A 12538-nucleotide genomic window follows, 5' to 3' on the forward strand; every position below is an offset into this window, starting at 1 on the left:
TATAACAAAGCATTAAGACAAAACTATGTGAAGAATGCTTTCTAAACTAGAACAAATAAGTTCCTAGTCATTAAGGCTAGGAACTATTAGCTGCGCCGCTGGAGTGAAATAGGTGCGATAACCTTGTAATACAACGATGAGGCTGGCAATAGCTGTAGCCCCAGATATCATAAACATGACTAAAATCTGATAACGAACGGCTTGAATGGGATCGGCGCCAGCGAGAATCTGTCCTGTCATCATGCCAGGTAGTTGTACTAAACCAACTGTCTTCATAGAATCAATGGTGGGGATCATTCCAGCCTTGACAGATGCTTTGACAACGGACAGTGACGCTCTCTTGGGGTTAGCTCCTAGTGAAAGTGCTAACTCCACTTCCCCACTCCTAAGTGTAAACTCGGAGCTTAGACGGTTTAAAGTCACCCCACTGGCGACCATACTATTCCCGATAATCATTCCGCTTAAGGGAATAACGAACTGGGGTGTTCCAGGTATGATTCCAAAGAGGAGTAAAAGCGCGAGAGTAAGGGCTTCGCTGATCACAATACCTATGAGGACGATGCGAAGAGCTCCTGGAATTCCTTTGCCCCGCTTCGCGGCATTTTGTGCGGCTACCCCCATCATAAGTGCCAGCATTAGCCCCATGAAAATGAGGTGTTGGGAGGCAAACACATAGGCTAGTACATACCCTGCGATCGTCAGTTGGATTAGCGTGCGAACAATAGCAATGGCTAATTCTTTTTCTAGGCCAAGTTCTTGATACCGCGATACTATCGCAGCCAAACCCACAAAACCCAACGATAGGCTTAAGGCCATCCAACTCATAACTCGCCCCCTAATTTCCCTGCAAGAAAGCTTCTGCCTTCTTCTGTGCTAGGACCGCCGAAGAAACGCTTTGCTTGCCCCTGTTCCACTACTCTCCCACGGTAAAGGAGCGTCACATCGTTTGCTATGCGTTCAGCCTGGTGTACATCATGTGTTACCCAGATGACGGTTAGTTCCCGTTCCCGGCAAAGGTTTGTAATCAACGTTTCAAGGTGTTCACTGGCCTGGGCATCCAAGGCAGACGTTGGTTCATCAAGCAGTAGAACTTCTGGGTTATTAGCTAAGGTGCGGGCAAGGGATACGCGCTGTTGTTGCCCACCTGAGAGCGTATTCGGATCACGTGCTACCCAATCTGGATCCAGCCCGACCATCTCAAGATAATGTTTTGGATCGGCTAAAGTCAAGTGATCCTTGACCCACAATCGAGGGCCAAACAAAATATTATCTCCAACTGTTCCGGGGAAAAATCTGGGTTTTTGTATCACCAGTCCGATTCGGCGACGAAGTTCATAAACATTAATTTGCCGGATATCTTCCCCCTCGAGGGTGATTTCTCCCCGCTGAATTTCACGTAATCGATTGATAGCATAAAGCAACGTGCTCTTTCCACTGCCGGAAGGTCCAAGCAGAGCATGAATTACGCCAAGACGCACTTGCAAGCAAACTTCTTTAAGAATCTCTATAAGATGAGCGTCTTGCTGGATACTTAAACTGACATTGTTTAGCTCGACCTTCATTTTTCAAGCCCCAACAAGGTTGCCCCGTTGTGATAGAAGATAGCATTCATTTCCTCTTGGGACACACCCAGTTCAGTGCACACTTGAGTCTGTAGCTCAAAGTACTTCTTTGCCCAACCGCGTGGGAACCAACTAGAATCTGTGCCGAAAATAATTCGGTTTGGACCGACCGTATCTAAGGCTGTGGCGAAAAGATCTTTCAAGGATAACGGCTTGGGCATCCAACGGATCCAATCGTTGGATCCCGACGTGTCAATGTAGACATTGGGGCTTGACCACGCTAAATGCAGAAGGTCTTGAAAGTAGCCTGCTCCGAAATGCGGAATGATAAAAGGAATATCAGTATATTCCTGTGCTACTTCTGCCAACGTAATTGGGCTTATTCGAGGGTGACGAACGATTCCTCCTGCACCACCTAGCACGCCAAAATGAATCAAAACAGGCACTTTTCGATCCGCTAATAAGCGCCAAAAGGGTTTCAACTCTGGTGCCTCAAACGGTAGCGTGGTTAAAGGGCCGAACCATTTGTACCCTATCAAACCTAGATCATTAAGAGCATGCTGCATTTCCTCAACGGCATTTGGGGCACATAGGTCATGATGCGCAAAGCCCAAAAATTCTTGCGGATGCTGACGCACAACGTCGGCGAGAACGTTGTTCCCTCCTCCGGTCATGAAAACGACCTTTTCCAAACCGTGATTCTTTACTTCTGCAGCCCAACGTTCCCCTTGTGCTTGATTTCCACGCTGTTTTTTCTCAGGTTCGGGAAAATCGAACACTTCCCGCCAATGCTCTCTTAATTCCTTGGCGTAGGCTTTAACTTGAGGGTGAAGTTCCCGCATAGCCATGCCGGTTTTCTTTGCTGGAAAATGTGTATGAAAGTCTAAAATGTGATCCGGTTTCATGGCAAACTCCTCCTTATAATCAATGAGACGTACTTGGTAAGATCCACCTCAAGGGACTTTAGCATAGATATGTTAATTTAATAGGCATGGAACATGGAGTTCATCCATAGGTATATATAAGCAATTTGGGGGTGAATGATTTGTTCATTTATGTGTTAACACGCCGTAAGTTGGTTTTTGCGTTTTTGTTTCTTGTCTCGGTAGGAGGTCTTCTCACCATGATTCAACATTCACTAACGACTCCATCGCTGGTCCGGGCACCTGGAACCTATTATATGGCTCATACTCAGGAAAAAGTAGTCGCTCTAACCTTTGATGATGGACCTGATCCGATCGATTCACCTGCTGTTTTGGATATCCTTAAAGAAAAGGAAGTCCGGGCGACATTCTTTGTTTTGGGGCAGGCGGCTCAATCAAACCCATTCTTGTTAAAGCGCCTAGTTAAAGAAGGGCATGAAATTGGAAACCATAGTTTTAACCATGATTACCAGCAGCGCCGTCTCGTTGAGGAAATGAATCAGACAGACCGTGAGGTCTTTGCTGCAACAGGGACCCACACCTATTTCTACCGTCCACCGGGTGGTTTTTTATCCAAAAACCAATTAGAAATCATTAAAAACAATGGCCATATTGTAGCACTTTGGAGCGTAGATAGCAAAGACTGGCGTAATCCTGGTGTCAAGCAGATTGTGGATAATGTTGTGAAAAATGTATTTCCTGGAGCTATTATCCTCCTGCATGATGGCGGCTATCAACGTACACAAACCGTCAAAGCGTTGGGGCCGATTATTGACGCTCTCCGAAATCAAGGCTATCGTTTGGTCACTTTAAGTGAGCTCAAAACGATGGATTCAGACATTAAATAGCAATTTTAAGAACAAACACTTTCATAACTTGGAATATAAACGTTCAATTGGTCTTTCCCGTTTCGTTTTGAAGAATATAGAGCATCATCGGCATGTTTGATAAGTTCCTCAGCCGACTTGGCATGCTCAGGATAAGTGGCTAATCCCATTGAAACAGTGGTATGTAAGCGTGGATTATTCTCCATGATCCTTACCCTAGTCGTCTCAATTAGACGTTCCCCAACACTCTTGGCAGCTTCTAGGTTTGTATTTGGAAGGAGAATGACAAATTCATCTCCAGCATACCGGATCACCACATCTCCCTCTCGAACACCTTCCAATAATTGGCTCGCAAAGAAGCGCAAGAATTGATCCCCGACAGGATGACCAAAACAATCGTTAATTTTCTTAAAGTTATCACAATCAATAAAGAAGAGGGATACACACCCTCCGGTTGTCTGAGCATGATTTATGGCTCGTTCGGTCAAATCCAGCAAGGAGCGCGAATTTAAAAGGCCAGTTAGGCCGTCGGTTTCTGAAAGGTGCCGAACGTGTTCATACAAGCGGGAATTTGCTAAGGCCACACTGACTTGATTCGCAAATATTTGAGCTAATCGAAGGTTTTCATCACTAAAAGCGTTTAAACCAAGTTTGTAAATCCAAAGGACCCCGAAGGTTTCTCCTTCGGCTTTAAGGGGAATGCCCATCACGGACTCGTCGTCAAAAGGCGTGCCCGGGATGTGCAAGGCTCGAGCGTCATGTTCAGCATCCCCAGATATAATGGGCTCTCCAGTTGCAGCAATCCAACCGACCATTCCAAATCCCACCCGAGGTTGACTGCTTAGAACTTGGTCCAGAATTTCAGGGTCATCTTGATTTTCCCGTGCACTGATCACCCGTAACGTTTTCTTCTCTTCGTCCATCAAGAAGATTGTGCAGCCGTCTGCTAGGAAAAGAGTGAAAATATGATCGACAACCTGGCTCGTCAATTCGTTTAAATTTAACGTTTTGGTTAATGACGTTGAAATGTGAGATAACGCTGTCATTTCTTCGTTGTGACGTTGAATTTGGCGTATGGTAGCGACTTCCCGGTTTACCGCCATACCGACGCCAAGATAAACTAGGGTATTCACAAACCATTGCGAGAGGAGTAACTGATGAGTGTCTTGATACAGAACAATCCAGGTTAAGATTGAGGCGACAGTAACTTGGATGACGATTAATCTCAAGGGTAAATAAAGGGCGGCTAAAGCAACCATTAAGTAAAAAAACGACACGAAAAAGATGCTTTCATGCCCGAGGAGGATCATTAAAACAGTCAAACCCAGCATCAAGCTGATCATGCCAAAGGACCAAATTCTATGATTTGAAACAGAGGATATCGTCTTGACTTTCTCAGTTCTGGGGTTCTTATTTTCTGCCATTAATGTGCTCCTCCTTTCCCTCAATAGTCGTAAGAAAGTTTATTCATTTGACACAAACCCTCTGCCGAGAACTTCGCCAGCGTTTTGAACAATCATGAAGGCCAACGGATCGACTTCCCGTACTGCCTGTTTTAGACGACCAATTTCGGGCAGACTGACGACACAAATAATGACATTTTTGGGTTCGTTAGAGTACGCGCCTCTTCCCTGTAAAAACGTCGCTCCACGGCCTAAATCAATCATAATTCGGTCAACTAAGGCCTCGGATTGGTCTGAAATAATGGTTATCGATTTAGACGGAACTCCACTCTGTATTAAATCGAGTACACGTCCATATACGAACAGGGTAACTAAGGTATAAAGAGCAACTTTTGAACCCAGGATAGCCCAAGATATCATGATAATGACGCCGTTAATAGCAAGTGCTGAGTTCCCCATAGGTACACCATACTTTCGCTGAATGACCTTGGAGACGATGTCTGTGCCGCCTAGGCTACCACCAAAGTGGAATACAATACTTGAGGAAATCCCTGAGATGACCCCTCCATAAAGTGCACCAAGGAAAATGTCATCAAAGGCTATGGGCTGAATCCCTTTAAAAAGATCTAAAAAGGCAGAAAAAATTACCAAACCCCATATAGTTTTAAAAACAAAATGTTTATTCACTTCACGCCAACCTAGAATAAACAACGGGATATTTAAGACAAAGGTCATAAGTCCAATGGGAATGTTTAGTTTATAGTAAAGAAGCAAGGCAATCCCGCCAACCCCTCCACCGCTTAACCCAGAAGGAACAATAAAGCCCTGAACACCATATGCCGCTATGATCGCGCCGACGGCAATCCCAATGATCCCTCCTATAAACCTAAGCCTCTTTGTCAACTTCAAAAGGTTACCCCCTATTACTGATGTAACTACTTAATATCATACTTCATTATACAGACATTTGTGTTTTCAGTAAAGAATACTGCGAATGGAGGGGATGCATATTTTTGTCGATGCTCAAAAAATGGTTTCCGTTAAAAGAGAGCAGTAGACTCAAACGGTCTACTGCTCTCTTTTAGGAAACGACTTCTGGAAAGCATGTCTGGCTTCTTTGATGGTTAAGGGATTAGAGGAGGATGGTGTCCCAGTGCCGATCCAATAGGCCTCCCATCAACCTCAAGATAGAATTTCTTTAAACCCTCAATGAGCCTCTCCATGACAAGAATATCTTTAATCGCGACTCGGATAAATTCACCCGAGAGTCCTGAAAAGCTGGCACAGTTTCGTACAAGTATTCCAAGACGTCCCAAGTGTTGAATCAATTCTCCTGACGAATGGTTCAGTAGTTCGATTAAGGCAAAATTCACAGAGGTTGGCCAGAGTCTCAAATCCGAAAAGCCGCAAAGTTCAAATTCACGGTAGAAATAGGACCTACTCTCCCTCAATTTTTCTCGCACCTCATCCGGATACCTCAAATCCTGAAGGGCTGTGATCCCAGCGCGCTGAGCAAGAACATTCACGGACCAAGGATCGCGGAATTGTTCGCAGAGAGTAAGCAAGGGTTGATGCGCAAAAACAGTGCCTAAACGCAACCCTGGTAGACTGTAAAATTTCGTCAAAGAGTACAGAACAATGAGGTGTTCATTAGCCCCTAAATAAGCGCGAGTGGACTTGCGAGACTCGTCCGGAAGAAAATCTAGGAACGATTCATCGAAGAGGATGCGACATCCTGATTCTTTGGTTATGGTTAAGATTTGTTCGAACGTCCTTTTCTCAAGGACACTCCCAGTCGGATTATGGGGTGAACAAAGAAAGAGCAAATCACACCCTTCTAAGTATTCGCGCCACATTTGATCTACTTCATCAATTCTATTATACTTCGCCCAGCCCTCCGCACCCAAAGGGATATAGCTCACTTCGGCCCCTACTGAATGCGCGGCTCGTTCGTATTCACTAAATGTAGGTATAGGAATCGCAACTTTTTTAGGTTTTAACGCTTGCACGATCGTGAATATTAATTCCCCTGCTCCATTACCTACCATAATCATCTCAGCCGGAAGTCCCAAATAGCGTGAAAGTGTCTTTTTTAAGGCCTGACATTCAGGATCAGGATAGTTCACAATATCCTTCATACCCTCTTGTAAGGCAGCCCAAACTCCTGAGGGTGGTCCAAATGGGTTTATATTGGCAGAAAGGTCAATAAATGAATCCAAGCCATAGATTTCTTGGGCTCTTCGCAGATTTCCACCGTGCATAGTTTCACCCCGCATTCTCAGTTAGTTCTAATTTTGTTGCCACGATTCCTCCAGAATGACTGTGAAAGAGATCAAGGTAAGCAGGAGTAAACCGTTGCTGCGCTTCAAGACGCAAGTTCTTTTCTTCATCTTGACTGGTAAAGCTGTCTTGAGGAAATACTCCGGCTAATAGTGTACCACTATGGGCAGTTACAACACCGAGTCCGCCTTTTTGACGAACCCAAGTCAAGAAGGGCTCAAACCATGATTTTGGATTCATCTCTAAATTACATCGTGCGCTGATCGTCCCGGCATATGCCAATTTTTCTAGATCAGTTTGTTCTATTCCTTCACGGGCCAAGCTATAGGCCCGTCTAATTTCATCTTCATTGCGCCGATAGTGTTCCGCTAACCCCGGCCGAGCATTAAACACCCTTGTATCGATTGTTCCACCCCAATCAAGAGCAAGAAACAGGGCAGGGACCGAAGGGCCAAGCACGCGATGATAATGTCTTTGAACATGTTCTATCTCTGTAATACCAGGGAACATCACGCTGTCACTTGGTTCTATCCTTAAAGCAAAATCCGCTAAGCGCTCAGGAGTGGGTTCTACTCCAAGGGCTATCAGTGTGGCTGCTGCTACGGCAGTAATGTCAGCCGTAGAACTTGCCATTCCCTTTCCTTCCGGAAGTTGCTGTAGAAATTCTACCGTACCACCTAACTTGGAAACACCTAACTCCTCTTCGATTAATTTCAAGACTTGGAGAGCTTTTGTTTTCCGCAGCGGAAGGTCCCAGCCAGTGGTATGCTTGTTTAATTCCACTCTGGCTTCAGAAAATCGGTCAATGGGACAATCCACGAGAAATGGGACTCCTTTTCGGGCCCCTTGTACCCATTCTCCACACGTCCCCGGACAACGGGCCAATCCGACAGCGAAATCCATTAATATTCAATCCCCCTACGACTGCTAACCCCTTTAGTAAAAGGATGTTTTAGCAAGTTTAGGTCCCACCAATTGTCCACCAAAGGTTCCAATAGTTCAGGCATCCCTCGCCCTGTAAGAATCCAGTGCAGAGAAGAATTTGTCAAGAGAAGTTCTTTCAACTGCTCTAAACCCAGAAAACCATGGTTTAGTGCATGACTTACTTCGTCTAAAATAATCACTTGGTAGGTCTGTGCCTTAACTTCGCCAAAGACATAATCATGGGCAAGGTTAACCAAATCCAAGGCGATCTCGGGATCTCTATTTTGTCGAAAACACTCCCCACATCCGGTACAGTGTTTCAGACCCGTTCGGATCATCCCAGCCCAACGACAACCCACCCCAAATTGAATGAGCGGAATTCCAAGACGGCTAAGGCCTACAAGTTCACCGCTATAGGTACTTCCTTTGAGAAATTGTACCATAAGAACGCGCTTACCCCCAGAATGAGCAAGGAGAGCTTCCCCTATGGCTGACGTCGTTTTACCTTTACCCTGACCGGTATAGACAGTGATCATATCTGTTTTCTCCCGGAACGTGACGTAAACCAGTGTTCAAGTAACTCCGGATGTCCCGAGAAATGAAGGTGGAGGTAGGATGCGACGATGTTATCACGAGCATACCCTTCCATTCGATCGACTTGATCTCCTTTGAACAACTCATAAGCGGGAGGAAACTCTCTCTCATACGTAACACGTGAATAGTGGAATTCGTGCCCTTGAACCGTTGTCCCACGAGAACCCAGAAAATTATCCTCGCGAAAGACTCCACGACGATACCCAATGCCTTGTAAGCGTTTGGTCATTTCTGCCTTCATGGGAATTAGACCAGCCAGAGGAGCTTCTCTTCCCTCAAAATCCGTTATGGATTGCCCAAGGTACATGTATCCGCCACATTCGGCGTAGATCTGCTTACCACTTGCCGCATAAGCACGGAGTGATTCCAGAAAGGCGACATTTTCGCTCAAACGATTAAGATGAAGCTCTGGAAAACCCCCACCGAGGAAAATACCGTCGAGATCCTTGGGGAGAGCAAGATCGTGTAAAGGGCTAAACGGGACAATTTCATAATTCAAGCGTTCTGCCAGATCTAAAGCATCTTGATAGTAAAATAGGAAGGCTTCATCCCATGCCAAGCCTAACCGAAACTTTTCACCCTGGGCTAACGGTTGTTGGGCAAGTGGGGTAGAAGCGTGAAAATCTGGTGCACTATTCATAATGGCTTCGACTTGCTCCAAATCGACGTGTTTGGCGATAAGCTCTGAAAGCGTATCAATAAAGCCTTCAAGCAGACCACCCTCCCCCACAGGAACTAATCCTAAATGGCGTTCCGGAAGACGAAGTGTCCCTTCTTTCGGGAGGACTCCGACAACCGGGATCTGGAGATCATACAGAGCTTCTCTAAGTATTTTTTCCTGCGCCGCTGATTTTACGCGATTAAGGATAACCCCTTGAAGGTTGACGTGAGGGTCAAAGGAGTTAAATCCGTGAACTAAAGCCGCTACGCTGCGGGACATTGAGGATACATCGACAATAAGTAAAATTGGGGCGTGCAGGAGTTTGGCCACATCAGCCGTGCTTCCGAAACCCGCAGTTCCGCTCATGCCATCAAACATGCCCATTACACCCTCAATAACTGCCCAATTCTCCCCTGAACTTTGAGCAAAGACGGAAGGGAGATGCTCACCCAAAAGCCAGCGATCAAGATTACGGGAAGCTCTACCTGTAGCAGCTGCATGATAACTAGGATCGATATAATCTGGCCCAATCTTGTACCCCTGAATTGGTCGTCCGCGTTTTTTTAAAGCTGCCATCAATCCAGTAGCCAGGGTTGTTTTACCGACTCCACTATGCGTTCCCGCTAGGACAATCCGAGGAATAGTCATGCTGTCTCTCCCCTCCTATTTATAGGACATCTCGTTTTATAGGAGATGCTTATACCATATATTATAGCTTATAATCTTCAACGTACATTCAACGTTATAATTCAGGAATTAAGGACAACCATTAGGTAAGGTAAGCCAACATGATTGCCGGTACAAGGGATACCCAAGTTGCTGTTTGAACAAGATGGCGGCAATGAACAATGTCCAAGGCGTTTAAAGGATGAAGAATCTCTCCCATTTCTGCTCGATGATGAGTCTGACCATGATAGATATTAATCCCACCGAGCTGGATACCTAGTAAGCCAGCAACAACACTTTCTGGATTCCCACCATTCGGACTTGGATGACCTGAGGCATCTCGTTTCCACATCCGATAAGCATGCCTCACCGACATTCCCCGCAACCAACCTGCGAGAAGTAGAATGGGAACGGATAACCGTGCTGGCACGTAATTCGCCCAATCATCAGTTCGAGCTGAGAACCAACCAAACTCCTCATAACGTTCATTCCGATAGCCGACCATCGAATCCAACGTACTAACTGCTTTGAAGGCCATTGCCAGTGGAGCACCACCAAGGGCTGCGTAAAAAAGCGGAGATAATATCCCATCAACGAAATTTTCAGCGAGCGTTTCAACTGTTCCGCGGACAATTTCACCCTCGGAAAGATTCTCTGTGTCCCGGCTAACCAACCAAGAAAGCCGCTGCCGAGCCGCGCTTAAATCCCGTTGTTTTAAAGGAGCCAATACACTTTGCCCCGCATCCAAAAGAGATTTTCCAGCTAACGTAGTAAATATAAGATACGCACTTATGCCTAGGCCAAATATGGGATGGAGTTTGTTCGCCCCCCAGACCACAGCCCACGTCAGCAGATAACTTCCGCCGACCACAAGGAAGGTTAGAAGCACTCCGTTTCTGCGGCGTGCCTCAGGCGACCCCTGATTAAGATGGCGCTCCGAAAAGGCAATGATGTTTCCAATGCCCACGACAGGATGAGGCCAACTACGGGGATCGCCTAAGATTTGGTCGAGAAGAAATCCGACGAGGACTGCGATTGGGAGAGCTGCGGAAAATAACTTAAGCGTTTCCGTCATACTAATTTACCAAGTCCTGGGCTTTCCCTTCGGCTGCTTCGTTTATACTCATTCCATCGTTCGGCACCAGTTCAGCCTCTAACCCCATGATAGCCCGGACGCGTTCAAGATCTACACTCTGACGTACCAGATCTGCCAACTCATTGAACGCTGATTCGCGCAACGCTGCCTGAGAAAGCGACGCCTCAACAGGTCTGCGTTGACCCCTGCGTTCCCACAGCCAGACTAAAAGTGCTGTTCGCAAACTGTCATTATCAAAGATGCCATGCAAGTAAGTTCCATAAGCTGTTCCGGCTTGCAAACCATCCGCAATGGTTTCTCCATTCGAGGTCAAATTAAAAAGTGGGACATGTCCTTCATCAAACGTGGAGCGTCCCATATGAATCTCATAACCAACCACAGTTTCCCCTGTACATGCTTTAAAAAAGTCGGAATCCGCAAGAATAGTCCCCTTACTTTGGACTGTATGTTTTTGTGGATAAAATTCCGTCACCATTGGAAGAATCCCAAGCCCTAGAACCTCTTCGAGTTCGGACTCCGTATGAAGTGGATCTTTCACAGAACGTCCCATCATCTGGTACCCGCCACAAATCCCAATTAGGGGAACCTCTTCCTCACAAAGCTTATGAATCTGCGTCCCTAAACCGCTTTCATGCAGAAAACGCAAGTCTGCTAAGGTATTTTTACTGCCAGGAAGAATCATCAGATCGGGTTTTCCCAGATTCCCTACTTCCGTGACATAACGCACTGAGACATCGGGTTCGTCTTGAAGTGCATCGAAGTCCGTAAAGTTTGAAATATAGGGAAATCGAATCACGGCGACGTCTAATTGTTCTGCTAAGAAAATCGAGGGTTTTTCATTCGCCTCGTTCAAGGCCACGGAATCCTCATCTGGAATGCGAATTTTAAAATAAGGGACAACCCCAACGACCGGAATTCCAGTTCGTTCTTCAATAAAGTCTAAAGCAGGTTGCAGAAGCTTAATTTCACCGCGGAACTTATTGAAAATAATTCCTTTGATCATCGCTCGTTCTGCGGGTTCCACTAATTCTAAAGTTCCCACGACAGAAGCCAAGGCCCCGCCACGGTCAATGTCTGCCACAAGTAAAACGGGAGAATCGGCTTCCAGCGCGACTCTCATATTGACGATATCGTTCGATTTAAGATTCACTTCTGCCGGACTTCCTGCTCCTTCGATAACCACGATCTCATATTCGTTAATGAGTCCGTGAAGTGCTTCGGTAACATAGGGCCAAGTCATGCGTTGATATTCTCCGTGGTAACGCAGGGCTGTCACATTTCCCTGAGACTGCCCCATGATGACCACTTGAGAACCAGTGGGTCCACTGGGTTTAAGCAAAATCGGATTCATGCGCACTTCGGGTTCCACTCCAGCGGCTTGGGCCTGAACCACTTGTGCTCTCCCCATCTCCCCGCCCGCGGTCGTCACAAAGGAGTTAAGGGCCATATTCTGGGCTTTGAAAGGACTCACTCGATAGCCTTCTTGGTAAAAGATCCGGCAAAACGCCGCAGCTAAGACGCTTTTTCCAACACTTGACGAGGTCCCTTGAATCATAAGTTTGGCAGATACTGGTTTAGCTGACAATGGTTTATTTGAAGACA

Annotated in this window: 12 protein-coding genes; 1 reads left to right on the top strand and 11 read right to left on the bottom strand. The window is 46.1% G+C overall.

The genetic code is table 11. The features are described from left to right. Nucleotides 1-63 precede the first annotated feature (63 nt). Genes DSOL_RS11380 through DSOL_RS11390 form a run of 3 tightly spaced genes read right to left on the bottom strand, consistent with a single transcriptional unit; the run spans nucleotide 64 to nucleotide 2467 of the window. Complete coding sequence (locus DSOL_RS11380; RefSeq protein ID WP_075364980.1) at nucleotides 64-825, bottom strand: ABC transporter permease; 762 nt, start codon at nucleotides 823-825, stop codon at nucleotides 64-66. Continuing rightward, complete coding sequence (locus tag DSOL_RS11385) at nucleotides 822-1562, bottom strand: ABC transporter ATP-binding protein (RefSeq protein WP_075364981.1); 741 nt, start codon at nucleotides 1560-1562, stop codon at nucleotides 822-824. The genes DSOL_RS11380 and DSOL_RS11385 overlap by 4 nt, the downstream gene beginning before the upstream one ends. Continuing rightward, on the bottom strand, nucleotides 1559-2467 hold the full coding sequence (locus DSOL_RS11390; RefSeq protein ID WP_083642490.1) for an amidohydrolase family protein: 909 nt from the start codon (nucleotides 2465-2467) through the stop codon (nucleotides 1559-1561). The genes DSOL_RS11385 and DSOL_RS11390 overlap by 4 nt, the downstream gene beginning before the upstream one ends. 140 nt (nucleotides 2468-2607) lie before the next feature. Here DSOL_RS11390 and DSOL_RS11395 point away from each other — a divergent pair, with 140 nt between their 5' ends. Next, nucleotides 2608-3333: a polysaccharide deacetylase family protein gene (locus tag DSOL_RS11395; protein WP_083642492.1), complete on the top strand. Its 726-nt coding sequence runs from the start codon at nucleotides 2608-2610 to the stop codon at nucleotides 3331-3333. A 5-nt stretch (nucleotides 3334-3338) separates the two neighbouring features. Here DSOL_RS11395 and DSOL_RS11400 read toward each other — a convergent pair whose 3' ends face one another. The 8 genes from DSOL_RS11400 to DSOL_RS11435 all read right to left on the bottom strand — a co-directional run bounded on the left by DSOL_RS11400 (nucleotide 3339) and on the right by DSOL_RS11435 (nucleotide 12521). Then, nucleotides 3339-4736, bottom strand: a complete 1398-nt coding sequence (locus DSOL_RS11400) for a sensor domain-containing diguanylate cyclase (RefSeq protein WP_075364983.1) — start codon at nucleotides 4734-4736, stop codon at nucleotides 3339-3341. A 39-nt stretch (nucleotides 4737-4775) separates the two neighbouring features. Further along, the gene (locus DSOL_RS11405; RefSeq protein WP_075364984.1) at nucleotides 4776-5624 is read right to left on the bottom strand and encodes a YitT family protein; all 849 of its coding nucleotides are present in this window, start codon (nucleotides 5622-5624) and stop codon (nucleotides 4776-4778) included. 215 nt (nucleotides 5625-5839) lie between these two features. Then, the gene (locus DSOL_RS11410; protein ID WP_075365047.1) at nucleotides 5840-6976 is read right to left on the bottom strand and encodes a pyridoxal phosphate-dependent aminotransferase; all 1137 of its coding nucleotides are present in this window, start codon (nucleotides 6974-6976) and stop codon (nucleotides 5840-5842) included. 4 nt (nucleotides 6977-6980) lie between these two features. Further along, complete coding sequence (locus DSOL_RS11415) at nucleotides 6981-7898, bottom strand: GHMP family kinase ATP-binding protein (RefSeq protein ID WP_075364985.1); 918 nt, start codon at nucleotides 7896-7898, stop codon at nucleotides 6981-6983. Continuing rightward, the gene (locus DSOL_RS11420; RefSeq protein WP_075364986.1) at nucleotides 7898-8455 is read right to left on the bottom strand and encodes a cob(I)yrinic acid a,c-diamide adenosyltransferase; all 558 of its coding nucleotides are present in this window, start codon (nucleotides 8453-8455) and stop codon (nucleotides 7898-7900) included. Before DSOL_RS11420 ends, DSOL_RS11415 begins: the two co-directional genes overlap by 1 nt. After that, entirely contained in the window at nucleotides 8452-9822 is a 1371-nt protein-coding gene (locus DSOL_RS11425; protein WP_075364987.1) for a cobyrinic acid a,c-diamide synthase CobB, read from the bottom strand. Before DSOL_RS11425 ends, DSOL_RS11420 begins: the two co-directional genes overlap by 4 nt. Before the next feature lie 121 nt (nucleotides 9823-9943). Beyond that, nucleotides 9944-10915 carry an adenosylcobinamide-phosphate synthase CbiB gene (gene cbiB / locus DSOL_RS11430; protein WP_075364988.1) on the bottom strand — a complete coding sequence of 324 codons (972 nt, stop codon included), beginning with the start codon at nucleotides 10913-10915 and terminating at the stop codon, nucleotides 9944-9946. Nucleotide 10916: 1 nt separating this feature from the next. Continuing rightward, nucleotides 10917-12521: a cobyric acid synthase gene (locus DSOL_RS11435; RefSeq protein WP_235838786.1), complete on the bottom strand. Its 1605-nt coding sequence runs from the start codon at nucleotides 12519-12521 to the stop codon at nucleotides 10917-10919. Nucleotides 12522-12538: the final 17 nt, after the last annotated feature.

Source organism: Desulfosporosinus metallidurans, assembly GCF_001936615.1.
Taxonomy (GTDB): domain Bacteria; phylum Bacillota; class Desulfitobacteriia; order Desulfitobacteriales; family Desulfitobacteriaceae; genus Desulfosporosinus; species Desulfosporosinus metallidurans.